The sequence below is a fragment of the Brevibacterium sediminis genome (assembly GCF_013623905.1).
Classification (GTDB): domain Bacteria; phylum Actinomycetota; class Actinomycetes; order Actinomycetales; family Brevibacteriaceae; genus Brevibacterium; species Brevibacterium sediminis.
Map to the genome: position 1 here is coordinate 600,561 of NZ_JABKDD010000001.1, position 25,316 is coordinate 625,876.

The following is a 25,316-nucleotide window of genomic DNA, read 5'->3' on the forward strand; positions in this document are numbered from 1 at the left end:
TAGATGTCGCGTCAGGAGGAATTCGTTCTCAGGACCGTCGAGGATCGTGAAGTGCGATTCATCCGACTCTGGTTCACTGATGTCCTGGGGCAGCTGAAGTCCGTGGCCATCGTCCCCGCCGAACTCGAAGGCGCCTTCTCCGAAGGCATCGGATTCGACGGCTCGGCAGTCGAAGGACTGTCCCGCGTGTTCGAGGCCGATATGGTGCTCAAGCCCGACCCCTCGACGTTCTCTCTGCTGCCCTGGCGCGGGGAGACCGAGCCCACCGGGAGGATGTTCTGCGATATCCACGTGCCCGGGGGAGAGCCGGCGCCGGCCGATCCGCGCAACGTCCTCAAACGCACTCTGGCCAAAGCCGCCGAACGCGGCTTCACCTTCTATGTGCATCCTGAGATCGAGTTCTACCTCTTCAAGACCGACAACCTCGATCCTGTCTCCGGGATCAGCGACGGCACAGCCCCGATGCCCGTCGACACAGCCGGCTACTTCGACCATGTCAACGGGGGAACGGCCAATGATTTCCGGCGCGAAGCTGTCACCATGCTCGAGGCGATGGGGCTGTCCGTGGAGTTCTCCCATCATGAGGCCGGGCCCGGTCAGAACGAGATCGACTTGCGCTACGCCGACGCGCTGACCATGGCCGACAACGTCATGACGTTCCGGTCGGTCATCAAAGAGGTCGCGATCTCCCAAGGCGTCTACGCTTCGTTCATGCCCAAGCCGATGGCCGATCACCCAGGCAATGGGATGCACACGCACGTCTCCCTGTTCGAGGGCGAGAACAATGCCTTCTTCGAACCGGGGGCCGAATATCAGCTGTCGAAGACCGGCCGACAGTTCATCGCCGGACTGCTCACCCACGCCGCCGAGATCTCGGCAGTGACCAACCAGCACGTGAACTCCTATAAACGCCTCTGGACCGGCCATGAAGCTCCGTCGTACATCTCCTGGGGCCACCGCAACCGTTCTGCTCTCGTGCGGGTCCCGCAGTACAACTCCGGAAAGTCCTCATCCGCCCGCGTCGAGTACCGTGCTCTGGACTCCTCGGCCAACCCGTACCTGTCGTATGCGCTTATGCTCGCAGCGGGACTCAAAGGGATCGAAGAGGGCTACGAACTGCCCGAAGAGGCCGAGGACAACGTCTGGCTGCTCTCTTCCACCGAACGTCGGGCGATGGGGATCGAAGCGCTGCCGCGCAGTCTGTCACATGCCCTGGAGCTGATGGAGGGATCGGATCTCGTCGCCGAGACCCTGGGCGAAGAGGTGTTCGACTTCTTTCTGCGCAACAAACGGCAGGAATGGACCGATTACCGCGCGCAGGTGACTCCATATGAGCTCGCGAAGCACTTCACCTCGATGTGATGGCCGCTATCACCTCACGCACGACCAGCGTCCCGGAGGCCACCTCTCGGTTCCTCCATGAGCTCGATGAGCTCCTCGGCGTCCCTCTGGCCACTGATTCGCGGTTCGTTGATCTCCTCATGGCAACCCCGGATCCGCATGGAGCGGCGCTGGGTCTGCTGCGCGTGATCGAGGCCGCAGGGGAGGGTTCCGCGGCCCTGCTGGACGGAGTGCGGACCGGATCGAAGAGCGAACTGGCCGAGGACGAACTCAACCGCCCCCTCCTGGCCCGGCTCCTCGCGGTCGTCGGCACCTCGGAGGCGATGGTCGACCATCTGGTCCGGCATCCCGACTCCCTGCCGCTGCTGCTCGTTCCCGACCCGTTCCTGCTGATCTCCACGCCTGCCGCCTCGGCGGTATCCCTGCGAGCAGAGATGCTCACGGTCCTCGGTGCGGACCCCGAGGACCCGGCTCCGCGCGCGACTGTGACCGGAGATGACGGGGTCAAGGCGCTGCGAAGGAACTACCGGGATGCGGTGCTTCGCCTCGTCGCCGATGATCTGTCGGCGGAGTCTCCTGACGAAATCGTCGACCATGTCATGGCAGTCCTCTCCGACCTGGCCGCCGCTGCCCTCGACGCGGCGCTGGCCATCGCACGAGCCGAACTCGACGAGGCGGCCGACATCCGTCTGGCGGTCATCGCCTTGGGTAAGACCGGAGCACGAGAACTCAACTACGTCTCCGATGTCGATGTCGTCTTCGTTCTCGATTCCGCCGAGACCGAAGGGGCCAGGAGCCTGGCCACCGACCTCGCCCAACGCATGCGCGGCATCCTCTCCGATGCCGGTGGTGAGCCTGCACTGTGGGAAGTCGATACGGCGCTGCGCCCCGAAGGCAAAGCCGGTGCGCTCGTGCGTACGCTCTCGGAGTTCGAGCACTATTACGCCGATATCGCGGAGAACTGGGAATTCCAGGCCCTCCTCAAGGCCCGACCGGTTGCCGGCGATGTCGCAGTGGGGGAGGCGTTCTCCCAGTCGCTCCTGCCCTTGGTCTGGCAGGCGGCCAGCCGTCCCGGCTTCATCGACGGGATCCGTGCGATGCGTCGGCGCGTCGTCGACCTCATCCCGGCGGTCGAAGCCCCGCGTCAGATCAAACTGGGTCGCGGCGGTTTGCGTGATGTCGAGTTCTCCGCACAGATGCTCCAGCTCGTCCATGGACGCAATGATGAGGACATCCGCACCCCGAATACGCTCGTCGCCCTCGGTGAACTCGGAGAACATGGCTATATCGGGCAGCAGGACGCCTCCGTCTTCTCCACTGCATACCGGTTCATGCGTGTCGTCGAACACCGAGTGCAGATCCCGAGGATGATGCGCAATGCGCTCATCCCCGATGATGAAGCCAAACTTCGGTCGTTGGCCCGTTCCGTCTTCCGGTCCGGATCTCGGACCGGGGATCGCCTCGAAGAGGCCCGCCGCGACTATGCCAAACAAGTCACCCGCCTCCACGAACAGATCTTCTATCGGCCCATCCTCGAGGCGGCTGTCGGCGTCCACGGCGCCGTCGTCGATGCACAGAAGCGCGGGTCGAGCCTGCAGGCTGCCGCCGACCGTCTTCAGGCGTTCGGATACGTGGACCCACAAGGAGCTTTGGGCCATATCAAGGCGCTGACGACTGGGATGTCACGCACTGCCATGGTCATCAAGCAGGTGCTTCCGGCCCTGCTCGATTGGTTCTCCGATGGAGTCGAGCCCGACCGAGCACTGCTGGCCTTCCGCCGGCTGAGCGAATCGCTGTCCTCCTCCGGCTGGTTCCTCAAGATGCTCCGCGACTCCGGTCTGGCGGCCAAATCTGTGGCCGAAGTGCTCTCCCTGTCCGGATATGCGACGGAACTTCTGCTGCGCCAGCCCGCCGCTGTCGCCTGGTTGGACCGCCACGAGAACCTCGAGGCCCGTGACTTGGAGATTCTCAATGCTGAGGTCGATGGACTGCTCAAGCGCCATGGCGCCGAGGCGGTGACTCCGATCCGTGAGACCTACAGCCGTGAACTTCTGCGGATCGCGTTGCGCGACGTCCTCGGGGTCGGGGACCGAGTCGCCATACCCGGTGATCTCTCCGACCTCATGGACCTGGCGGTCAGAGGTGCCCTGCAGGCGGTGCGAGCAGACCTCGACGGGCCCGAGACCCCGGACTACGAATTCGCAATCATCGCCATGGGCCGGTGGGGCGGACGGGAGATCGGCTACTTCTCGGACGCCGATGCGATGTTCGTCTACCGTCCCATGTCAGACGACCTCGACGCCGAGGCGCGCGGAAGACTGAGCAAGCACGTGACGAAGGTGGCCCTCCAGCTGTCGACTCGCCTCAAGGCCAGCGAAGGCGCTCAAGGGGTCGATCTCGATGCTGATCTGCGTCCGGAGGGCAAGAATGGCCCCTTGGTGCGCAGCTTCTCGTCTTACCAGGCCTATTACGCAAAGTGGTCCCAACCATGGGAGGCGCAGGCGCTGCTGCGGGCCAGGCCGGTGGCAGGCGATGACGGCCTCATCGCCGACTACCTGGCGCTTATCGATCCGCTGCGCTATCCCTCGGAGATGCCGCAGAAGGCACTGACGCAGGTGCGCACTCTCAAGGCGCGGATGGAAGACGAGCGACTGCCGCGCAATGCCGATAAGCGCCGACATCTCAAGCTCGGCCGGGGCAGCCTCTCCGATGTCGAATGGACCGTTCAGCTACTGCAGCTCCAGCACGGGCATCAGGTGGAAGGGCTGCGCACGACCTCGACGCTGACGGCCCTCGACGTGGCCGCTGACGGGGGTCTGCTGCCGACCGAGGATGCCGAACAGCTGGCCGCTGCCTGGCAGCTGGCCACTGATGTGCGTTCGGCCGTGATGCTCTTCCGTGGGCGCACCGCCGAGTCGCTGCCGGCCGATCATACCGAGCTCGAGGCCACAGCCCGCCTGCTCGGTTATCCGGCTGGGGCGGGCCATGACCTCGAAGACGACTATCTGCGCACCACCAGGCACGCACGTTCAGTGATGGAACACCGCTTCTACGACTTCTGATTCTCCAGGTGCGGCAGTCCGCCTACGTGCGATCTGCCGCTCCCGGTCATCGGCCGAATCAGCTGACAGTTGATGTGCTCAGTCGTCGAATTCGAGTCCGAGCAGGGCGTTTTCGACCACCTCGGGCAGGGCGGGGTGGATCCAGTACTGGCCGGTTGCCACCTCGTCGGCTTTCTGGCCGAAGGCCATGGCCTGGATGAGCGGTTGAATGAGCATCGAGGCTTCGTGACCGACGATATGAGCGCCGAGGATGCGCCTGGTGCTGCGATCGGCGATGATCTTCACGATTCCCGGATCATCGGCCATCGCCCAACCGTAGGCGACATCGGAGAACTTCTGCACCTTGATCGTGACGTCGTGTCCGGCATCAATGGCCTCTGCTTCGGTCATGCCCACATAGGCGACCTGTGGGGAGGAGAAGACGGCACCGGGAACGGCATGGTGATTGACTGCGGCGAGGTCGTTCCCCCGAGCACTGCCGGGCAACCCTGCGGCAACGTCTGCGGCCAGATTGCGGCCGACGATCTTCGCTTCGTGGTTGGCGACGTGTTTGAGCTGGTGGGGTGAGGAGATGTCTCCGAGAGCGAATACTCCGGGAACGGGCTGACCGCCCGAGAGGACTCTTTGGTGCTCGTCCACGGACAGGCGGTTGCCGTCGGTGATGTCGAAACCGGCGGCCTCGACGTCGAGCTCGGCGGTGTTGGGAACCCTTCCCGTGGCCACGAGCAATCCGTCGGCGGTGATCGTCTCCGGCAGGTCCGCCTCGGCGAGGCGGCCGCTGGGTTCGAGGGTCAATGTGACTTCACCGTCGGCGATGTCGATCTGCTTGGACTGAGCACCGTGGAGGACGGTGTGGGAGGAGTCGAAGATGCGAGTGAACTCGTCGGCGGCCTCCTCGTCGATATTGCCCAGGAGGCGGGGGCCGCGGGCGAGGACGGTCACCTCGGTGCCGAGGGCGGCGAAGACGTGGGCGAATTCCATGGCGATGATCCCGGAGCCGATGATGACCAGTCGCTTCGGCTGTGCGGCGCGGCGCATCACCGTGTTCGATGTGAACACCGGATAGTCATCGGTGTCGATGCGGGCTGAGTCGAGCCCGGCGATGTCGGGGATGATCGGGTGGGCGCCGGCGGCGATGACGATGCGTTCGGCGGTGATCTCCTCACCGGAGGCGGTGCGCACGGTCTTCTGCCCGGTGAAGTGAACATGTTCAGCGACAACGGTGATATTGGGCTGGCGGTCGCTGCTGCGGTACTCGCGTCCTCCGGATTCGATCGCGTCGATGCGGGAGAAGATGCGGTCCTGGAGTCCGGCCCAATCCACTTTCGGGTGGGTCGAGGTGAGGTTGTATCGATCGGCTTGGGCGGCCTGCTCGGCGAGGGTGGCGGGGTAGACGAACATCTTCGTCGGGATGCACCCGACGTTGAGGCAGGTACCGCCGAAGTGCCATTCCTCGGCGATGGCGGTCTTCAGTCCGGCGAACCGCTTGTCGAGGAACATGTTTCCCGATCCGGTGCCGATGAGCAGCAGGTCATAATGCGTCAAAGTCCATCCCTCCGATGGTGCGTGATCCGACCGGCCGCGTCGACGGCCGCAGAGCCGAAAGGGCGCCACGGGTGATAACCCGTGACGCCCTCACTCTATTCCACCCGGCGGCGGGATCTCAGTTCACCTGGAATCGACCGCCGACCGAGGTCAGAGTGCGTAGTAGAGCTCGAACTCGGTCGGTGTCGGACGCAGACGAGCAACATCGAGTTCGTTCTCACGCTTGATGCGGATCCACGTCTCGATGAGGTCGGGAGTGAACACATCGCCGGCGGTGAGGAAGTCGTGGTCCTTCTCGAGCTCGTTGAGCGCCTCGTCGAGGGTGCCGGGGACGAGCTTGATGTCCTTGGCCTCCTCGGGCGGGAGCTCGTAGAGGTCCTTGTCGATGGGCTCCGGCGGTTCGATGCGGTTGCGGATACCGTCGAGCCCGGCCATGAGCTGGGCCGAGAAGGCGAGGTAGGGGTTCGACGAGGGGTCCGGAACGCGGAACTCGAGCCGTTTGGCCTTCGGCGAGGATCCGGTCACCGGAATGCGGATCGCGGCAGAACGGTTGCGCGCGGAGTAGACGAGATTGACCGGAGCCTCATAGCCGGGCACCAGGCGGCGGTAGGAGTTGATAGTCGGGTTCGTGAACGCCAGCACCGCGCCGGCGTGCTCGATGAGTCCGCCGATGTACCAGCGAGCCAGGTCGGAGAGCCCGCCGTAGCCGTTCTCGTCGTAGAACAGCGGCTCGCCGTTCTTCCACAGCGACTGGTGGCAGTGCATGCCGGAGCCGTTGTCGTCGAAGAGCGGCTTGGGCATGAAGGTCGCGGACTTGCCGAGCTCGAAAGCGGTGTTCTTGATCACGTACTTGAAGTCGAGCAGCTGATCGCCTGCGTGCTGGAGCGTCTTGAACTTGTAGTTGATCTCCTGCTGACCGGCGGTGCCGACCTCATGGTGCGCCCGCTCCATCTCGAAGCCGATCTCCTCGAGCGTCAGCGACATCTTGTCGCGGACATCTGCGTACTGATCCTGCGGCGAGACCGGGAAGTAGCCGCCCTTGAACGGGGTCTTGTAGCCCTGGTTTCCGCCGACCTCATCAGAGCCGGTGTTCCACGCAGCTTCCTGTGAGCCGATCTTGTAGAAGCTGCCGCCGGGAGTGTTCTCGTAGCGGATGGAGTCGAAGAGGTAGAACTCGGCCTCGGCGCCGAAGAAGACAGTGTCGGCGATCCCAGTGGATTCGAGGTAGGCCTCGGCCTTGGCCGCGACCTGCCGGGGATCGCGGGAGTAGGGCTCATCGGTGAACGGATCGACGATCGAGTGCGTGACGACCAGCGTCTTGGCCTCACGGAAGGGGTCGATGTACGCGGAGGTGACATCGGCCAGCAGTTTCATATCGGATTCGTGGATGCCCTGGAAGCCTGTGATGGAGGACCCGTCGAAGAGCAGACCTTCGGTGATCTCCTCGGTGCCGTATGAGGCGGCGGGGAGATTGAAGTGCTGGACCACACCGGGCAGGTCGCAGAACCGGACATCGACGAATTTGACGTCATTGTCCGATATGTAGTTGACGAGTTCTTCAGCAGACGAGAACACTTAGGTCTCCTAGTTCGTGTACGGTGGCCGTTTGTCCTGACCACGGTCAATCTTAGTCGCCGAAGAATGAAGTGGTGATGTCGACCATGTTTCGGGCATGTTTCCTGAGGATCCACTCAGGCCGGATTTCGTAGGCTGGGGGAGTGATCAATCGTGACGACCTTGGTTCCTGGCTCGAAGGACCCCGGTTCGACAGGGAAGAAGACGACTGGCCCGGAAAGCGGCTGGGTCTGCCTGTCAACGGCTCGCATTCTCTGGCCCCGGCGTGGAAGCGAATCCTCGCCCTGCTCGTCGACTGGCTGATGTGTCTGGCGATCGCCAATCTCATCGATCCGGCGAATCCGATCCTCGCGCCCGCGTTCTTCGCCCTCGAGAATTTCGTGCTCGTGGGAACTCTCGGGTATTCGGTTGGCCATCGTCTCTTTGGCATCGAAGTCCGGCGCCTCGACGGCCACGTGCCGGGACTGATCAAGTCGCTCATCCGCGCCGTTCTCGTCGTGCTCGTCATTCCGGCGCTCATCTTCAACCGCGACAACCGCGGAGTCCACGACCTTGCGGCAGGAACCGTCATCCTCCGCCGCTGACCTCCCAATTGCTACCTGACGGCGGCCCAGCAACCTCGCGCGAGGTTGCTGGGCCGCCGTCAGGTAGCAATTGGAGGGGAATACACGGGGAATGGGAAGCGGCGCCGACTCTCGTTGAGTCGGCGCCGCTTTCTTTCGCCTCGGCCGAGGGGTTTCGGCGGAGGGGACGCGGGTCAGCGTCCGCGCATCGCCTTGTGGTTCGGGCGGGCCTTGTTCGGGTCGATGCCCTTCGGGATCGGCGGGCGCGTGCCCTGCGTCCCGAGAGCAGCCAGACGATTGCGCACGGCCAGGACCTCGGCGCGGTTGAGCTTGCGCGGCAGCTTCTGCACGGCCGGGACGACCTGCTTCATCGCGAGCTGGCCCTCTTCCTTGCCACCCTGGAAGGTGTGGACCGGAACATTGGGGAGGATGCGCTCGTGGCGCTTCTTCTCCTTGGCCAGCAGCTTCGCGCTGCGTCCCTTCGGACCTTCGCTCAGCAGCACGACGCCGGCGCGACCGGTCGATCGGAACACGAGGTCGCGGCTCTTCGGATCGACGGCGATGGGCTTCTCATCCATCAGGTATCCGCGGCGGGCCGTGTTGAGAACAGCGCCGAAGGCTCCGGGCTGTCCGTCCATCTGAGCGAAAGCGGCGGTCTCGGCGAAGCGGCCGAGCATGAACATGCCCAACAGCAGACCGACCATGAAGCCGAGGATCGTCGTGAAGATCGCGGTGGTGCCGCCGATGAGCAGACCGATCAGCAGACCGATGAGCGTGCATCCGAGGATCGCCGCAGCCAGCAGCCACGGAGTCGCTTTGTTGTGTTTAGCGGACAGCTCGTAGACCTGACGCATCTGCGCCAGTCGGCCGGGCTTCTTGTTCGGATCCTTTGGCTTGCGCCGGAAGAGTCCCTTACGCGGTTCTTCGCTCATTCTCTCACTTGCTCTTGAGGGGCGTTGCGGCGTCGCCTCCGGTAATCAGGGGGAGGCCGACGCTCATTGCTCAGCAGTCAAGTCTACCTCTTCGCCGGGGCCGAAGGTATCCACAACGGCCTGCGCCTCCTGCTTGGCGGGGGTGTGCTTGTCCAGGTGCGCCAGATGCGAGGGGATCTCCTCTCCGCGGCGGCGCATGGCGGTGGCCCACAGGCGTCCGGCACGGTACGACGAACGCACGAGCGGACCCGACATGACACCGAGGAAGCCGATCTCCTCTGCAGCGTCACGCAGCATCACGAAGTCGGCGGGCTTGACCCACCGGGTGACGGGATGGTGCCGAGGAGAGGGACGCAGGTACTGCGTGATGGTGATGAGGTCGCAGCCGGCATCGTGGAGGTCCTGCAGTGCGGAGATGATCTCGTCGTTCGTCTCACCCATCCCGAGGATGAGGTTCGATTTCGTGACCAGGCCGGCCTCGCGGGCCTGAGTGATCACCGACAGCGATCGTTCGTAGCGGAATGCGGGACGGATGCGCTTGAAGATGCGCGGAACCGTTTCAACATTGTGCGCGAGCACTTCAGGTCGGGAGGAGAACACCTCGGCGAGCTGATCCGGCTTGGCATTGAAATCGGGGATGAGCAGCTCCACGCCGGTGCCGCGTCCGTCGACATACGAGAGGTCGTGGATCTGGCGCACGGTCTCTGCATAGAGCCAGGCGCCGCCGTCTTCGAGGTCGTCTCGTGCCACACCGGTGATCGTCGAGTAGCGCAGACCCATCTCCGCCACCGAGGCGGCCACGCGGCGAGGTTCGTCAGCGTCGAATTCAGCCGGTCGGCCGGTGTCGATCTGGCAGAAGTCACAGCGCCGGGTGCACTGTTCGCCGCCGATGAGGAAGGTCGCTTCGCGATCTTCCCAGCATTCGAAGATGTTCGGGCAGCCTGCCTCTTCGCAGACCGTGTGCAGCTCCTGCTTGCGCACGAGCGACTTCAGTGCGGTGTATTCGGGGCCGATATGGGCCTTCGCTTTGATCCAGGCCGGCTTGTCCTCGATGGGAGTCTCGGAGTTGCGGGCTTCGACGCGGAGCATGCGGCGGCCCTCTGGTGCGATCGTCATCTGAGTTCTCCTAAGCGGTGATGGTCTCGTGCAGGATTTCGTCGAGTCGCTGCGCCACATCTTCGGGAGTGACGGTCCGACCGAGCTCAGCACTGATGGACGTGGTGTCGGCGTCTGTGATCCCACACGGGATGATGGACTCATAGGCGCCGAGGTCGTTGCTGCAGTTCAGGGCCAGGCCGTGCATCGTCACGCCTTCGTGGATGCGGATGCCGATGGCACCGATCTTGCGGTCGCGACGGAGTTCGTCGCCGCGCAGCCAGACACCGGCCCGGCCCTCGATCGTGGTCGCCTCGATCTCGTATTCGGAGAGCAGTCGGATCATCGCGTCCTCGAGTTGGGACACGAAGAGTCGGACCTCTTTGGGGTCGTTGAGCTTGTAGATGCAGTAGGCGACCAGCTGTCCGGGACCGTGCCAGGTGATCTTCCCGCCGCGGTCGACGTCGATGACATCTGTGCCGTCAGTCGGTCGTTCGAAGTCCTCGGTGCGCTTGCCGGCCGTATAGACCGGGGAATGCTCGAGGAGCAGGATCGTCGATCGACGGTCGCCGGCGAGCACTTCGTCGTGGTATCTCTTCTGCAATTCCCAAGTCTGCCGATAGTCCGAGAGGACAGGGGCGAACCCGAGCGTTTCTGTGGCCAGGGGCATGGCTCCACACTATGACTCTTGACCCCAGTGTTCAATTTGTTTCCAATCACATCTGGCGACCTCCACCGAGGCTGTGGCCCTTGACACATAACGACATCGGCGAGCATCATTAAACAACACTAAATGCGACTGATCATCATCAACGGAGATGACGAACCATGACATGGGAGTTCCAAGCAACGATCGCGGATGATATCCATCGCGTCGTCGATTCCGACGGTCGCAGTGCATGGGGCGTCGTGCACAATGATTTCGATGCCGACGACCCCCGTGTTCTCGCCCTCACCGAGGTGGCTCTTCCGACCGGCGCCCGTTCCCTTCTCATCGTCCCCGCTTCGCCCGGTGGTCTCGTCCTCGACGTGATCCGCACCTATCAGGGACTGACCGAGGCCGAGCTGTGCACCCTGTTCCTGGGCATCATCGAGGAGCTCACGACGTGCACGCGACCAGAGGATCGGCTCACTCTGTCCGCGTTCTCCCTCGACGCCCACGGTCGACCGGTCCTCATTCCCGGAGTCTCGGCGCCCATTGCGACGACACCGCGCCGCGCCGTGGGAGAGATGATCTATCACGCCGTCCACGGGCGGCCGTGGGCCGAGGTGCTGCTTCCCGTCGACCTCGCTCTGTCCGAGTCATCGTCGGCTCTGCGGTCGCTCGTCGCAGGCCTCCTGGACGATGCGGCGTCCGAAATCGGGTTGGGCACCGCCCTCGCCGAGGCGGCGGATTCCCTTCGTACACTCGACCGTCCCGCTGCGCTTCCAATGGTGCCTGCCGAGAGCGGAACGTCGCCGGAATCGGCCCTCACGGCTCGTCTGCGCGTGGCAACCGGACTCAGACCGCACCGGCGATCCGAGGAGGACAGCGGTTCGACGCACAGCGCACCGGCCCCGCCTCTGCGCGGAGGCGGAGTGACTCCGCTGCGCGCCGAGGCGAAGAGCTCGCGACGCTCGAGACGTGATCGCCGACGCGCAGGCGGCCGAAAGGAGTGGATGGTACCGCTGCTGGGCTCCGTGGGCTCCCTGTGGACCCGCCTGCGGGCGGTGGACCTGCATCGTGTGTTCGGTCACGGCACCCTGCTCATCGGCCTCGCCGTGTGCCTGACGGTTCTGGGCGGAGTCGTCGTCTGGTCCTCATGGTCGTCCACCGCGGCCGTGAGCGGAGAAGAGGCGCCGTCCGCCGAGGGGGCGACCCGGCCGCCCGAAGCGACGTCGACGCCGAGCGCAGACGACGTGTCCGCCGTCCTCGAGGAACTGTGCGAGTCACGCGCAGCAGCTCTCAGCAATGGCGACGAGGCGGCTCTGAAGGCACTGACGGTGCCCGACTCGGCTGCCGCAGCAGCCGATGAGCTCATCGATCCCTCGGCGTATGCCGACTCCGACTATTCGATCGATGTCGAGGACGTGGAGATCGTCGCCGCCGACGATGACCGGGTGGTCGCCTCGGCGCTTATGCGGTCGAGCGGAGGCACCGGGGCCGCCCTGGTGGAGTTCGCCGAGCAGACCGTCGAGTTCGAACTGCACAGAGTCGAGGGTACATGGCTCGTAGCGGAGGTCCGGGAGGCGACGACGCGGTGAATGGCCCGAGGGGCCGACCACGAATGGTCGGCCCCTCGATCAGGTGTGTCGGAGAGTCAGGCTCAGAGGTCGAGATCGGCCTCGAAGTTGCCTTCTTCCAGACGTGCCTTGATGGTCTGCAGGAATCGTCCTGCATCCGCACCGTCGACCAGCTGGTGGTTGTAGGTCAACGGCAGGTACACCATGTCGCGGATGGCGATCGCCTCATCGCCGTCGGCCGTCTTCACGGCGATGGGACGGCGGACGATCGCGCCCGTGCCGATGATGCCCATCTGCGGCTGGTTGATGATCGGCGTGTCGAACAGTGCCCCGACGGAACCGATGTTGGTCACCGTGAAGGTTCCACCCGAAAGCTCGTCCGGCATGATCTTGTTGTTGCGGGTCCGGTCGGCGACATCGTCGATGGCCTTCGACAGACCTGCGACGCTGAGGTCACCGGCATCCTTGATCACGGGCACGAGCAGTCCGCGCGGGGTATCGACCGCAACGGCCAGGTGCTCGTGATCGAAGTAGGTGATCTGCTGCGACTCGAGATCGTACTGAGCGTTGACCTTCGGGTGCACCTGAAGCGCTTCGACGATGGCCTTGGCGAAGAACGGCAGGTAGGTCAGCTTCGAACCGTGCTTGGCCTGGAATGCCTCCTTATTGGCCTTGCGCAGCTTGACGACGCGAGACATATCCACTTCGATGACCTGCGTGAGCTGAGCGGAGACATCGAGTGACTCGCTCATGCGCTTGGCGATGGTCTGGCGGATACGCGAAGCCTTCTCCGTGGTGCCGCGCAGCTTCGCAGCCTCCTCGGGGATCTCGACCTTGAACGGAGCCTTCGGAGCTCCGGCCGATGCGCCGGACTGTGCCGCGGGAGCGGCAGCAGGGCCGTTCTTCGCGGCCGATTCGACATCCTGCTTGCGGATGCGACCGCCCACTCCGGTGCCGGAGACCTGCGAGAGGTCGACACCCTTCTCGCGGGCCAGACGGCGCACGAGGGGAGTGACGTAGGCAGCGTTCTCACCGACGGTGTCGGCGGCGGCAGGTGCCTGTGCAGCTGCTTCCACCGGCTCTTCGGCCTGAGCGGCCGAGGCGGACTGTGCGGATGCGGTCGCGGCCGGCTTGGGAGCCGATTCCTGCTTCGCTGCCTCCTCCTTGGGGGCTTCCTGTTTCGGAGCCTCTTCGGCGGGGGCTTCCTGCTCCGGAGCTTCCTCGGCGGGGGCCTCTTCCTTGGGCGCATCCTCAGCCGGTGCGGATTCGGCCGGGGCACCGGAACCGATGCGAGCCAGAGGCGCGCCGACCTCGACGGTATCGTCCTCTTCCGCCAAGTGAGCCTGAACGACTCCGGCAACGGGGGAGGGGACCTCGGTGTCGACCTTGTCGGTGGAGACCTCGAGGAGCGGTTCGTCGACCTCGACCTCTTCACCGACTTCCTTGAGCCAGCGGGTCACGGTGCCCTCGGTGACGGATTCGCCGAGCGCGGGCATTGTGATCTCGGTGCCTTCGGAGGATCCTGAATCCGAAGCGGCAGGTTTCGGATCCTCGGCCGGGGCCTCTTCGGCCGCCGGTGCTTCTTCGGCGGGTGCTTCTTCAGCCGGGGCCTCTGCAGGCTCCTCGGCGGGTTCCTCCGCAGGTTCCTCGTCGTGGGTTGAAGCGCCGCTGCCGTCGCCGATGTAGGCGAGGTCGCCGCCGACCTCGACCACGTCATCTTCTTCGGCCAGGATCTTCTCGAGGGTGCCTGCGTAGGGGCTCGGGATCTCAGTGTCGACCTTGTCGGTCGACACCTCGAGCAACGGCTCGTCTACCTCGACTTCTTCGCCCACTTCCTTGAGCCAGCGAGTGACAGTGCCCTCGGTGACCGACTCTCCGAGAGCCGGCATCTGAACGGAATTCGACATGAGTATTCGTCTCCTCGGATCTTATGAGTGGAAGTGCAGGGGTTTGCCGGCCAGGGCCAAGTGCGCCTCGCCGAGTGCTTCGTTCTGCGTGGGGTGCGCGTGGATGAGCTGCGCGACTTCCTCGGGGAATGCTTCCCAATTGACGATGAGCTGCGCTTCACCGGCCTGCTCGGACAGGCGAGCACCGATTCCGTGCACGCCCACGACCGGACCGTCCTTCTCGCGGATGACCTTGATCAGGCCTGTGGTGCCCAGGATCACGGACTTGCCGTTGCCGCCGAGGTTGTACTCGAGCGATTCGACCTGGTCCGCTCCGTACTTCTCTTCCGCCTGAGCGGAGGACAGTCCGACGGAGAAGATCTCCGGTTCGCAGTACGTCACGCGCGGGATGCCCGATTCGACGACCGGTGCCGGGTTGAGGCCGGCGATCTCCTCCGCGATGAAGATGCCCTGGCCGAAGGCGCGATGGGCCAGTTGGAGTCCGGGGACGATATCGCCGCAGGCGTAGATGTTGCCGACGCCGGTGTGGAGACGTTCATTGGCGAGGACGAACCCGCGATCCATCGGGATACCCTGCTCTTCGAAGCCGAAGCCCTCGGTGACTGGGCCGCGGCCGACGGCGACGAGGAGGTACTCCGCCTCGAGCGTCGAACCGTCTTCGAGAGTGACCTTGACCCCGTCGGCAGTCTCTTCGACGCCCTTGAACATGACGCCGAGCTTGAACTTGATCTTGCGCTTCTTGAAGGCGCGCTCGAGGTTCTTCGAGATGGTCTCGTCCTCGTTGGCAACGAGGTGCTTGAGGCCCTCGACGATCGTGACGTCAGCTCCGAAGGAGTTCCAAACGCTGGCGAACTCGACGCCGATGACGCCGCCGCCGAGCACGATGGCCGAGCTCGGGACCTTGTCGAGCTGGAGAGCCTCGGTGCTCGTGATCACGCGGTCGGTGACCTCGAGACCGATGGTCTTCGATGTCGAACCGGTCGAGAGCAGAACGTTCGTGCCCTTGACGGTGTGGTTGCCGTCTTCGCCGGTGACCTCGACAGTGTCTTTGCCGACGAGCTTGCCGGTGCCGAAGTAGGTGTCGATTCCGCGAGCCTTGACCAGACCCTGCAGACCCTTGTAGTTGCGGGTGATGACCCCGTCCTTGTACTCGAGCACCTTGGCGATGTCGATCCCCTTGAACTCGGCTTCGATGCCGAAGGTCTCAGAGTTCTTGGCGGTGTCGGCGACTTCTGCGGCGTGCAGAAGAGCCTTCGTCGGCACGCAGCCACGGTGCAGGCAGGTGCCTCCCACCTTGTCGCGTTCGATCAAAGCGACCTTCATGTCGAGCTCTGCGGCTCGCAGAGCAGCGGCATAGCCACCGGTTCCGCCACCCAGAACGACAAGGTCGTAGGTCAATTCGTCACTCACGGATTTCTCCTCGTAGCTGTGAATAAGCCTGCAGTACGCAGCTTTCAGTCTTATCTTTCCACTTTTCTTGCGCGGGGCGAAGAAAAACGCTGTCTGATTGGACACAGGTGGGCATCATCACGTTCACCTCGACAGCGTGTAGAACCACCGGGCTCAGGCCTTCGCCTTCGCGATTTCGATGAGGGTGCGCACCGCGGCTCCAGTCGCGGCCTTCGGCGTGTAGCCGAAGGGTGCTGAACCGTTGAAGCTCGGTCCGGCGATGTCGATATGCGCCCAGTTCGCATCCTCTCCGACGAATTCACGCAGGAACGCCGCAGCGGCGAGCATGCCGCCGGGGCGCGGTCCTGAGTTCGTGAGATCGGCGGCGGTGGAGTCGAACCCGGAGAGCATCTCCTCGGGGATCGGCATCGCCCACATCTGCTCACCGGCTACGGAAGCCGAGGCGATGACCTCTGCCCGTGCGGCCTCGGAACCCATGACACCGGAGGTGCGTTCGCCGAGGGCGACGATCTGAGCACCGGTGAGTGTGGCCACATCGATGAGCAGATCCGGGTTCTCAGCCCCCGCATCGGTGAGCGCATCCGCGAGGACGAGGCGACCCTCGGCATCGGTGTTCGTGACCTCGACGGTCTTGCCGCTGCGCATCTTCAGCACGTCGCTGGGGCGCTGTGCCGAAGACCCGGGCATGTTCTCCGCCATCGGCAGCCACGCAGTGACACGCACCGGGAGCTTGAGGTCGGCGATGCCGAAGAGCGCCTGAACGACGGCCGCGGAACCGGCCATATCGGACTTCATGTCCTCCATGCTCTTCGCCGGCTTGAGTGAGATGCCGCCGGAGTCGAAGGTGATTCCCTTGCCGACGAAGCTGAGATGGCGCTTGGCGCCGCGAGGTGCGTATTCGACCTTGACGAGGCGGGGTCCACGAGTCGAACCCTGGCCGACGCCGATGATTCCGCCGTAGCCTCCGGCCTTGAGCTCCTTCTCGCCGAGCACTGTGACCTTGAGCTTGCGGTCCTTGGCCTGGTCCTTGACGATCTCCGCGTAGGACTCCGGGTAGAGATCCAGTGGGGGAGTGTTGACGAGATCGCGAGCTCTGTTCGTCGCGGCCGCGATCACTGCGCCGGCGTCATGGGCTGCGGCGAAGGTCTTGCCCTTGGGGCCGATGATGGTGATCTCGCCCGGAGTCCCGCCTTCGCTGCGGTAGTCGAGGAAACGGTAGGTTCCGAGTCCCGCGCCCACCGTGATCGCTTCGACCTCTGTCGGAGTGGCGGCGGGCAGGGCCAGTGCGATCGACTCGACACCGTCGAGTGCACGCAGCGCCGCTCCCGCGCCGCGACGCAGCGTTTCAGCAGCTGCGGCGACATCGGAGTCATCGGGATCGCAGTCCCCGAGCCCCACGAGCAGGACGGAGTCGGCGGCGACACCCTTCGGAGCGGGAACACGAGCGGTGGATCCGGCCTTTCCGCTGAACCCGATGGCGCGAGCGGCTTCGTCGAGGGCGGTCTTCGCCGCCTTCGCCCCTTCGAGTCCGAGGACCGTCGAGTCGGCTGCCGCCAGCACCAGAACGGAGGCGGTGGCCTTCACCGGTGAGGTCGTGGAGTAGCTGCTGAGGGTGGATGCACCAGCCATGAGTTCCCTTTCAGTCGTCTTTGAACGTTGCTTCGATCCTAATGCCAAACACGCCGACTTGCTGAAGCAGTGAGTCGAGCGCCTGCTGAAGCGATGAGGGACTCTGACATATTCTTAGGTGCGTGTACTCATTGATCTTCAGACTCCTCTTCGTTCCCATGGACGCCGAACGGGCCCATCACCTCTCGTTCTCCGCGCTGCGCCTTCTTGACTCCATTCCTCTGCTCGGTCGCCTGCTCCGCGTCGTTTGTGCCCGCGACACCGTCCGGCCCGCTCAGGTGATGGGTCTGCCCTTCCCCAACCGAGTGGGCCTGGCCGCGGGGTTCGACAAGAACGGCGTGGGGGTCCGTGCTCTGTCGTCATTGGGCTTCGGACATATCGAGGTCGGCACGATCACCGCCCATGCGCAGCCGGGCAATGATCGTCCGCGGCTGTTCCGTCTGCGGAAGAATCTCGCCCTGCTCAATCGGATGGGGTTCAACAACGACGGAGCCCGGCAGGCATCGTTCCACATCGCCGCCGAACGGAGGAAGATCGAATCCCTCCCGCAGCGCCTGCGTCCAATCGTGGGCATCAACATCGGCAAGACGAAGGTCGTCGAGGCGGCCGACGCGGTGGCCGACTATGCCGCCTCGACCCGTGCGCTGGCTCCCTTGGCCGACTACCTCGTCATCAATGTCAGCTCACCGAACACTCCCGGTCTGCGCGATCTGCAGTCCGTGGGCAGCCTGGAGCCGATCATCACCGCCGTCCGCGACACCGCCGCCGAGGTGGTCGAGCGCCCGCGGTCGACGCTGGGTCATGTGCCCCTGCTGGTCAAGATCGCCCCGGATCTCGCCGACGAGGATGTGGCCGAGATCTGCGACCTCGCTCTGCGCACCGGCGTCGACGGACTCATCACGACGAACACGACGATCGATCGCGGTGTGCTGACCGGCGCCGAGGCGGAGTTCGCCGAAGGTCAGGCAGGCGGCATCTCCGGACGCCCCGTGGCCGAACGCTCTCTCGAGGTGCTGCGTCTGGTCAAGAGGCACGTGGGCGACGAGCTCACCGTCATCTCCGTCGGCGGCGTCGCGGATGCGAAAGACGCCCGGGCTCGAGTGGCCGCGGGCGCCGATCTGGTTCAGTTCTATTCGGAGATGATCTACTCCGGTCCGTTCTTCCCCGGCCGCATCGCACGCGGCCTCGAGTCGAGCCGGCTGCTCACTCGGGGTACTGGCGGCGCTTGACCTGAGGCTTGGGCATGCGCAGCGGACGCAGCTGGATGCTGCGCATGACTGCGTAGAAGGTGATGCCCCGTTCGACCTCGCCGAACTTGTTGCGCAGCCGGTTCTTGAGGATGTAGTTGAGCACGAACCCGTCGAGGACGATCAGTGCGATGAGACCCCAGACGGCGTAGGTGAAGTACTGCTGGATCTGCACCGGCTGCGTGAACGCGATGACGAGGATGAGGATCGCGGCTGGTATGAAGATCTCGCCGATCGAGAAGCGGGCATCGATGTAGTCGCGGATGTACCGGCGCTGCGGGCCCTTGTCACGGCGGGTGAGGTATTTCTCCTCGCCGTTCATCATGCCGATGCGTGCGCGGTCGCGCTCCTGCCGCTGGTGCTCCTTGGCTTGTCTGTTCGCGACTTTGCGATCCTTGTTCACCAAGGGCTGACGGCGCGCGGACTCCTGTTGGCTGCGCTTGGGCGTGGGCCGTCCCTTCTTCGCCTCCGCTTCGCGACGGGCGTCGGCTTCTGCGGAGAGGTCGTCATGGACTGGCTGAGAGGCGGAGGTTTCGTCCTCGGCGCGAGATTTTTTGTTTCCGAACACGAGATGAATACTACCTTTGGAGAATGAGCGAATCGACTTCAGCACTTGACAGTGCACAATTGCATGCCGAACTGGACACCATCTTCGACGAGGTTCTCGGCAATCTCACGGATCTCGTCGCCATCCCCTCCGTCGCCTGGCCGAGCTTCGACGCCGCGAATGTCACGGCCAGCGCCGAGGCTGTCGCGGGCTTGGCGCGTCAGCTCGGCCTCGAGACGGAGATCCTCACCGCGAAGCAGTCGGACGGCGCCGACGGATACCCGGTCGTCGTCGCCTCCGTGCCGGCGCCGGAGGGCGCCCCGACCGTCCTCCTCTACGCCCATCACGATGTGCAGCCGCCCGGCCGCGCCGAGGATTGGGACACCGAACCCTTCGTCGCCACCCGGAAGGGCGACCGCCTCTTCGGCCGTGGAGCCGCCGACGACAAGGCCGGGATCATGGTCCACCTCACGGCTCTGCGGCTGCTGGCCGACCGCCTCGGTGTCGGTGTGACGCTCTTCTTCGAAGGTGAGGAAGAAGCCGGCAGCCCGAGCTTCCGCAATTTCCTCGAGACCTACCGGGACCGCCTGCGCGCAGATGTCATCGTCGTCGCCGATTCGGGCAACTGGGCAGCGGGGACTCCGGCCCTGACGACGAGCCTGCGCGGAATGTGCGCCGTCGAATTCGAGGTCTCCACCCTCGACCACGCCGTGCATTCGGGAATGTACGGGGGAGTGGCACCGGATGCGATGCTCGCGATGACGAAGCTGCTGGCAACCCTCCATGACGACAACGGCTCCGTCGCTGTCGCCGGCCTGCACTCGAGCACAGAGACCTCCATCGACTTCGACGAGGCGACGCTGCGAACAGACTCCGGGGTGCTCGCGGAAACCGAGCTCATCGGCGCAGGCACCTTGGCCTCCCGTCTGTGGACACAGCCGTCGATCACCGTCATCGGTCTCGACATTCCCGATGTGGCGGTCTCCTCGAATACCTTGCAGTCCTCCCTAAAGGCCAAGCTCTCGATCCGACTCGCGCCCGGGGACACCCCCGCCTCGGCGGTCCGGGCCGTCGAGGAGCATCTGCGCGCGCATCTGCCCTTCGGTGCGCAGTTGAGCATCGGGGAGACCGAGGGCGGAAGCCCCTGGCAGGCCGATGAGAACGACCCTGTGGTCCGGACCGCCCGCCAGGCGCTCACCGACGCTTGGGGCACCGAATCGGTGACGATGGGCATCGGCGGATCGATCCCCTTCATCGCCGATCTGCTCGATGTGTTCCCCCGCGCATCGATCCTCGTCACGGGCGTCGAAGATCCCGACGCGAGGGCCCACAGCGCCAACGAATCGCTCTACCTGCCCGATTTCAAAGCCGCGATCGTCGCCGAAGCCCTGCTGCTGCAGCGCCTCGGCGACCACGGATGACACGAATGGGGAATAGCTTGCCGGGCACCGACGTTGTCACCGGTGTAGCCTGGGGACAGGAACGCGAAAAGGAGTAACCATGACTGTGACCGAAAAAGCAGAAGCCACCCACGAGGTGGAGCTGTCGTCGACCGCTGCCGACAAGGTCCGCAGCCTGCTGGAACAGGAAGGTCGTGACGACCTGCGCCTGCGCGTGGCTGTCCAGCCCGGCGGATGTTCCGGACTGATCTATCAGCTCTATTTCGATGAGCGCTTCCTTGACGGAGACGCGGTCCGCGACTTCGACGGCGTCGAGGTCATCGTCGACCGGATGAGCGTTCCCTACCTCAGCGGTTCGACCATCGACTTCTCCGACACCATCGAGAAGCAGGGCTTCACCATCGACAACCCCAACGCCGGGGGATCCTGCGCCTGCGGAGACTCGTTCCACTGATCAGCCTCGGCTGAGGAGGAGCGCTTCTCATGGACCTGGAGGATCTGCGTGCCGTGTCGTACACGGCAACGCAGCCCCAGGTCCTTTTGTCGTATCGGGCCGGACTCTTCCCGATGGGAGTCGGCCACGGGGGCACCGGTCGGATGGGATGGTGGGCTCCACGACGACGTGGAGTTCTGTTTCCCGGTGACCTGCGTGTGACGAAGAGCCTGCGCAAATCGATGAAGCACTTCACCTTCACCACCAACCGCGCCTTCATGCACGTCATCCGGGCATGTGCCGACCCGCGGCGGACGGGCAGCTGGATCACCGAGGACATGATCGAGCTCTACCAGGGCCTCCACGACGACGGGTGGGCGCATTCGGTCGAGGTCTGGAACGGCGATGAGCTTGTCGGCGGTCTCTACGGAGTCGCCATCGGTTCGTTCTTCGCCGGCGAATCGATGTTCCACACTCAGCGCGACGCCTCGAAGGCCGCGCTGGCCCACCTCGTCGGACTCTTCGACGGAACCGACGTCGTCAGCGGAGAAACCCGGTCCACCTCGGCGGATGCGGATACGGGACCGGGGAATTGGCTCATCGACACCCAGTGGCAGACATCACACCTCGCCACCCTCGGCGTGTCGGAGATCAGCGGCCTGGAGTACTCCGCGCACCTAGATTCCGCGCTCAGGGGCAGTGTCTGTCAGCATATTCTCAACAAATGAACATCTGCAGGTGAATTTCTACCGCGTGTAGCGGTAGTCTTATGAGTGACAGAGTAAGTACACGTCTCTCGGCCTGACCTGGAGACGCAGAACGTTGTGAAAGGCTGCACGTGGATTCTCCGAATCAGTCAGGACCGCAGCGGTCCTGGGCGAAGCGGCTCGGCATTCTGAGCGCCGTGTTGATACCGGCGTTGCTATCGGGTTGCACTAAAGAGCAGATCGCCACAGGATTTTTTCCCGTCGAATCGCAAGGCGCGACGAACCACACTGATGCCTATACAGCGCTGTGGAACGGCGGCTGGATCGCCCTTCTCATCGTGGGCCTCATCGTCTGGGGACTCATCCTGTGGGCCATGGTCGCCTACCGCCGCCGCAAGAACGATCGCGGACTGCCGGTGCAGATGCGCTACAGCATGCCGATCGAAATCCTCTTCACGGTGACTCCGGTCGTCCTCGTCCTCGGCTTCTTCTTCCAGAACGTCCAGGTCATGGAGAAGACGACGGATGACTCCACCCCTGGCGAGCAGGTCATCGAGGTCGCTGCCAAGCAGTGGGCCTGGGACTTCAACTATGAGACCGAAGACGTCTACTACGCCGGCACTCAGGTTGCCCTCGACGGCACCGAAGCCCCCGAGAAGACCGCTCCCGTCCTCTACCTCCCCGTCGACACCGACCTGGAGATCCGCCTGCACTCCCGCGACGTCCTCCACTCCTTCTGGGTCCCCGCCTTCCTCGAGAAGCGCGATATGATCCCCGGCCACGATCAGAGCCTGCATCTGCGTGCCGAGAAGGAAGGCGAGTATGTCGGCAAGTGTGCCGAGCTTTGCGGTGAGTACCACTCGGAGATGCTTTTCAACGTCAAGGTCGTGTCGAAGGAAGAATTCCAGGAGTACACGCAGTCGCTTGCCGATCAGGGCAACACAGGCCAGCTGGGACCGGAGTACGATCGCAACTGGTACCCGAAAGAAGGTGCTGAGAAATGACCGCCACGATGGATCAGGCGGCTCTTGATGCTCCGGTAGTTCCACGGAGCAAGGGCAAGATCATCGTCGACTGGATCACGTCGACGGACCATAAGACGATCGGGTACATGTACCTCATCGGCTCGTTCTTCTTCTTCTGCGTCGGCGGTGTGATGGCGCTCATCATCCGCCTCGAGCTCTTCGAGCCCGGAATGCAGATCGTTGAGACCAAGGAACAGTACAACCAGCTGTTCACCATGCACGGCACATTGATGCTGCTGATGTTCGCCACCCCGCTGTTCGCCGGCTTCGCCAACGTCATCATGCCGTTGCAGATCGGCGCTCCGGACGTGGCGTTCCCGCGGCTGAATGCCTTCGCCTTCTGGATGTACCTCTTCGGCAGCCTTGTGGCCATCTCCGGATTCCTCACCCCTCAGGGTGCGGCATCCTTCGGCTGGACCGCCTACGCGCCATTGAGCAATACGACGTTCACACCGGGCGCCGGTGGTAACTTGTGGGTCCTCGGACTCGCCCTGCAGGGCTTCGGAACCATCCTCGGCTCCGTCAACTTCATCACGACTGTGATCACCATGCGCGCCCCGGGCATGACCATGTTCCGCATGCCGATCTTCACCTGGAACGTCCTGGTCACCGGCATCCTCGTGCTCATGGCCTTCCAGCCTCTGGCTGCTGCGCTGCTGGTGCTCGGTTCCGACCGCGTCCTCGGTTCCCATGTGTTCAGCCCGGGCAACGGCGGACCGATACTCTGGCAGCACCTGTTCTGGTTCTTCGGCCATCCGGAGGTCTATGTCATTGCGCTGCCGTTCTTCGGCATCGTCACAGAGATCTTCCCGGTGTTCAGCCGCAAGCCGGTCTTCGGCTACAAGGAACTCGTCTTCGCGACAGTTGCCATCGCTGCGCTGTCGGTGACCGTGTGGGCCCACCACATGTACGTCACGGGCGTCGTGGCACTGCCGTTCTTCGCCTTCATGACGATGCTCATCGCGATTCCGACAGGTGTCAAGTTCTTCAACTGGATCGGCACGATGTGGAGAGGCTCGATCACATTCGAGACTCCCATCGTGTGGTCGATCGGCTTCCTCGCAACGTTCCTCTTCGGCGGTCTGACCGGAGTCATCCTGGCCAGCCCGGCCCTCGACCAGCATGTGTCCGACACCTACTTCGTCGTGGCGCACTTCCACTACGTCGTCTTCGGCACCGTCGTGTTCGCGATGTTCGCCGGATTCTACTTCTGGTGGCCGAAGTGGACGGGCAAGATGCTCAACGAAAAGCTCGGACACATCCACTTCTGGATGCTGTTCATCGGCTTCCACGGAACCTTCCTCGTCCAGCACTGGCTGGGTGTCGACGGAATGCCGCGTCGTTACGCCGACTACCTGCCGCAGGACGGTTTCACCTGGATGAACCAGGTGTCGACGGTCGGTTCGCTGCTGCTGGGTCTGTCCATGGTTCCGTTCTTCTGGAACGTGTGGATCACCCACCGCAATGCACCCAAGGTGACGGTCGATGACCCATGGGGCTACGGAGGATCGCTCGAATGGGCTACCTCCTGCCCGCCCCCGCGTCACAACTTCACCTCGCTGCCGCGGATCCGCTCCGAACGTCCTGCCTTCGACCTCAACCACCCCGAGCTGCTTGAATACAGCGGTCACGGTCAGGCAGAACCCCAGCTCACAGGAGACAACGCCAAATGAAGTCATCGATCTACGTCTTCAACCTCTGCGGCCTGTTCTTCATCGCAGTCGGGATCTTCTACGGCTTCTTCACCGACTTCACCGAGCTCGTCGGATTCCCGGCGTTGCTCCTCGTCGGACTGATGGCCCTGATGATCGGCGTCTACCTCTGGCTGACGGATCGACGCGTCGGTCGTCAGCCTCAGGACAACGACGACGCCGAGATCTCCGACGCCGATGCCGACTACGGTATGTTCAGCCCGTGGAGCTGGTGGCCGATCGTTAGCGCGGGAGCCGCCGCCGTCGCATTCTACGGAATCGCCATGGGTTGGTGGATCTTCCCGTTCGGTGTCGTGCTCGGCATCGTTGCTCTGGTCGGTCTCACCTACGAACACGATCGCGGCGATTTCGCCCACTGATTCAGTGATCTGATCGCCCAGCCACTGTGGCCCGGACTCAAGTCGAGTCCGGGCCACAGTGCTATTCACCGGCAGCGGACAAACCCGACACAGGTGGACAGAAATCATCGTGGGCACGTCCTCCGGTCCCTTGTCGGCGCCGGAGTGGCTGATGGACGCTTGCGTGGTCCCCTGCGGCCCATACGTACACCCGCAGGGTCGCACTTCTGCCGTTCGCAGTCGGAGCAAGCGGCGGACTGCTCTTCCGGAGCTAAAGGCGGACTGCGGTTTGGTCCAGGCTGTTCTGAACTCATCACTTTGTTCGGTGAGCATTTGAGAACATTCAGTACCAATTCGACAGAGCACACCGCGATGAAGGAGGCGTTGTGCCGACGCAATCGCCAAGATCGACATCGGGTCCACCACGGATCGCGGCGAGCGTCCACTAGGGCGGACGCAGACGCAGCCGGAGGCGACTGGAGGCTGAAGAGAGCCCTGGTGACACTCTTTCGCTGGCCAAGATGCGGCAGTGTGTCACTGTATCGTTCGGCTCATTCTCTTTCTGCCAATCTCGGGGCCGATGAGCCTCGATCGGCAGTCGAGACTTTGAGAGCAGCTATGAGGC

Annotated in this window: 20 protein-coding genes; 11 read left to right on the forward strand and 9 right to left on the reverse strand. The window is 63.9% G+C overall.

Features of this window, described 5'->3' with window-relative positions; translation table 11 throughout:
- Nucleotides 1-3 precede the first annotated feature (3 nt).
- Nucleotides 4-1,362, forward strand: a complete 1,359-nt coding sequence (gene glnA / locus HK108_RS02820) for a type I glutamate--ammonia ligase (protein WP_062242448.1) — start codon at nucleotides 4-6, stop codon at nucleotides 1,360-1,362.
- Nucleotides 1,362-4,403, forward strand: a complete 3,042-nt coding sequence (locus tag HK108_RS02825) for a bifunctional [glutamine synthetase] adenylyltransferase/[glutamine synthetase]-adenylyl-L-tyrosine phosphorylase (RefSeq protein WP_181270486.1) — start codon at nucleotides 1,362-1,364, stop codon at nucleotides 4,401-4,403. Before glnA (HK108_RS02820) ends, HK108_RS02825 begins: the two co-directional genes overlap by 1 nt.
- Nucleotides 4,404-4,481: 78 nt before the next feature.
- Here the strand turns inward: HK108_RS02825 and HK108_RS02830 are convergent, their stop codons facing one another.
- Together HK108_RS02830 and glnA (HK108_RS02835) are read right to left on the reverse strand one after the other, a co-directional pair.
- Entirely contained in the window at nucleotides 4,482-5,948 is a 1,467-nt protein-coding gene (locus tag HK108_RS02830) for a mycothione reductase (RefSeq protein ID WP_181270487.1), read from the reverse strand.
- A gap of 150 nt (nucleotides 5,949-6,098) precedes the next feature.
- Nucleotides 6,099-7,523 carry a type I glutamate--ammonia ligase gene (gene glnA / locus HK108_RS02835; RefSeq protein ID WP_101547431.1) on the reverse strand — a complete coding sequence of 475 codons (1,425 nt, stop codon included), beginning with the start codon at nucleotides 7,521-7,523 and terminating at the stop codon, nucleotides 6,099-6,101.
- Nucleotides 7,524-7,666: 143 nt separating this feature from the next.
- Between glnA (HK108_RS02835) and HK108_RS02840 the strand changes: the two genes are divergently transcribed.
- On the forward strand, nucleotides 7,667-8,107 hold the full coding sequence (locus tag HK108_RS02840) for an RDD family protein (RefSeq protein WP_172169418.1): 441 nt from the start codon (nucleotides 7,667-7,669) through the stop codon (nucleotides 8,105-8,107).
- A gap of 173 nt (nucleotides 8,108-8,280) precedes the next feature.
- On the opposite strand, the gene HK108_RS02845 is transcribed toward HK108_RS02840, so the two are convergent.
- The 3 genes from HK108_RS02845 to lipB all read right to left on the reverse strand — a co-directional run bounded on the left by HK108_RS02845 (nucleotide 8,281) and on the right by lipB (nucleotide 10,783).
- Complete coding sequence (locus HK108_RS02845) at nucleotides 8,281-9,018, reverse strand: DUF4191 domain-containing protein (RefSeq protein WP_139467176.1); 738 nt, start codon at nucleotides 9,016-9,018, stop codon at nucleotides 8,281-8,283.
- 63 nt (nucleotides 9,019-9,081) lie between these two features.
- Complete coding sequence (lipA, locus tag HK108_RS02850; protein ID WP_092013963.1) at nucleotides 9,082-10,134, reverse strand: lipoyl synthase; 1,053 nt, start codon at nucleotides 10,132-10,134, stop codon at nucleotides 9,082-9,084.
- A gap of 10 nt (nucleotides 10,135-10,144) precedes the next feature.
- Complete coding sequence (lipB, locus tag HK108_RS02855; RefSeq protein ID WP_139467178.1) at nucleotides 10,145-10,783, reverse strand: lipoyl(octanoyl) transferase LipB; 639 nt, start codon at nucleotides 10,781-10,783, stop codon at nucleotides 10,145-10,147.
- A 158-nt stretch (nucleotides 10,784-10,941) separates the two neighbouring features.
- Here lipB and HK108_RS02860 point away from each other — a divergent pair, with 158 nt between their 5' ends.
- Nucleotides 10,942-12,357 (forward strand): hypothetical protein, encoded by a 1,416-nt coding sequence (locus tag HK108_RS02860; RefSeq protein ID WP_139467179.1) that lies wholly within the window; start codon nucleotides 10,942-10,944, stop codon nucleotides 12,355-12,357.
- 62 nt (nucleotides 12,358-12,419) lie between these two features.
- On the opposite strand, the gene sucB is transcribed toward HK108_RS02860, so the two are convergent.
- The 3 genes from sucB to HK108_RS02875 all read right to left on the reverse strand — a co-directional run bounded on the left by sucB (nucleotide 12,420) and on the right by HK108_RS02875 (nucleotide 17,282).
- Nucleotides 12,420-14,243: a 2-oxoglutarate dehydrogenase, E2 component, dihydrolipoamide succinyltransferase gene (gene sucB / locus HK108_RS02865; RefSeq protein ID WP_139467180.1), complete on the reverse strand. Its 1,824-nt coding sequence runs from the start codon at nucleotides 14,241-14,243 to the stop codon at nucleotides 12,420-12,422.
- A 21-nt stretch (nucleotides 14,244-14,264) separates the two neighbouring features.
- Complete coding sequence (gene lpdA, locus HK108_RS02870) at nucleotides 14,265-15,653, reverse strand: dihydrolipoyl dehydrogenase (protein WP_139467181.1); 1,389 nt, start codon at nucleotides 15,651-15,653, stop codon at nucleotides 14,265-14,267.
- A gap of 153 nt (nucleotides 15,654-15,806) precedes the next feature.
- Nucleotides 15,807-17,282: a leucyl aminopeptidase gene (locus HK108_RS02875; RefSeq protein ID WP_139467182.1), complete on the reverse strand. Its 1,476-nt coding sequence runs from the start codon at nucleotides 17,280-17,282 to the stop codon at nucleotides 15,807-15,809.
- Between the two features lie 122 nt (nucleotides 17,283-17,404).
- On the opposite strand from HK108_RS02875, the gene HK108_RS02880 reads away from it, so the two are divergent.
- Complete coding sequence (locus tag HK108_RS02880; protein WP_181270488.1) at nucleotides 17,405-18,511, forward strand: quinone-dependent dihydroorotate dehydrogenase; 1,107 nt, start codon at nucleotides 17,405-17,407, stop codon at nucleotides 18,509-18,511.
- On the opposite strand, the gene HK108_RS02885 is transcribed toward HK108_RS02880, so the two are convergent.
- Nucleotides 18,486-19,097, reverse strand: a complete 612-nt coding sequence (locus HK108_RS02885) for a DUF3043 domain-containing protein (RefSeq protein ID WP_139467184.1) — start codon at nucleotides 19,095-19,097, stop codon at nucleotides 18,486-18,488. The genes HK108_RS02880 and HK108_RS02885 overlap by 26 nt on opposite strands.
- A 23-nt stretch (nucleotides 19,098-19,120) precedes the next feature.
- On the opposite strand from HK108_RS02885, the gene HK108_RS02890 reads away from it, so the two are divergent.
- The 6 genes from HK108_RS02890 to HK108_RS02915 all read left to right on the forward strand — a co-directional run bounded on the left by HK108_RS02890 (nucleotide 19,121) and on the right by HK108_RS02915 (nucleotide 24,712).
- Entirely contained in the window at nucleotides 19,121-20,497 is a 1,377-nt protein-coding gene (locus HK108_RS02890; RefSeq protein WP_181270489.1) for a dipeptidase, read from the forward strand.
- A 79-nt stretch (nucleotides 20,498-20,576) separates the two neighbouring features.
- Nucleotides 20,577-20,930, forward strand: coding sequence for a HesB/IscA family protein (locus tag HK108_RS02895; RefSeq protein WP_025778316.1), 354 nt, complete (start codon nucleotides 20,577-20,579; stop codon nucleotides 20,928-20,930).
- 29 nt (nucleotides 20,931-20,959) lie between these two features.
- Nucleotides 20,960-21,637, forward strand: a complete 678-nt coding sequence (gene aat / locus HK108_RS02900; RefSeq protein WP_181270490.1) for a leucyl/phenylalanyl-tRNA--protein transferase — start codon at nucleotides 20,960-20,962, stop codon at nucleotides 21,635-21,637.
- Nucleotides 21,638-21,747: 110 nt separating this feature from the next.
- Nucleotides 21,748-22,620 carry an aa3-type cytochrome oxidase subunit II gene (gene ctaC / locus HK108_RS02905; protein ID WP_139467187.1) on the forward strand — a complete coding sequence of 291 codons (873 nt, stop codon included), beginning with the start codon at nucleotides 21,748-21,750 and terminating at the stop codon, nucleotides 22,618-22,620.
- The gene (gene ctaD, locus HK108_RS02910) at nucleotides 22,617-24,314 is read left to right on the forward strand and encodes an aa3-type cytochrome oxidase subunit I (protein ID WP_139467188.1); all 1,698 of its coding nucleotides are present in this window, start codon (nucleotides 22,617-22,619) and stop codon (nucleotides 24,312-24,314) included. Before ctaC ends, ctaD begins: the two co-directional genes overlap by 4 nt.
- On the forward strand, nucleotides 24,311-24,712 hold the full coding sequence (locus HK108_RS02915) for a cytochrome c oxidase subunit 4 (RefSeq protein ID WP_139467189.1): 402 nt from the start codon (nucleotides 24,311-24,313) through the stop codon (nucleotides 24,710-24,712). Before ctaD ends, HK108_RS02915 begins: the two co-directional genes overlap by 4 nt.
- Nucleotides 24,713-25,316 lie beyond the last annotated feature (604 nt).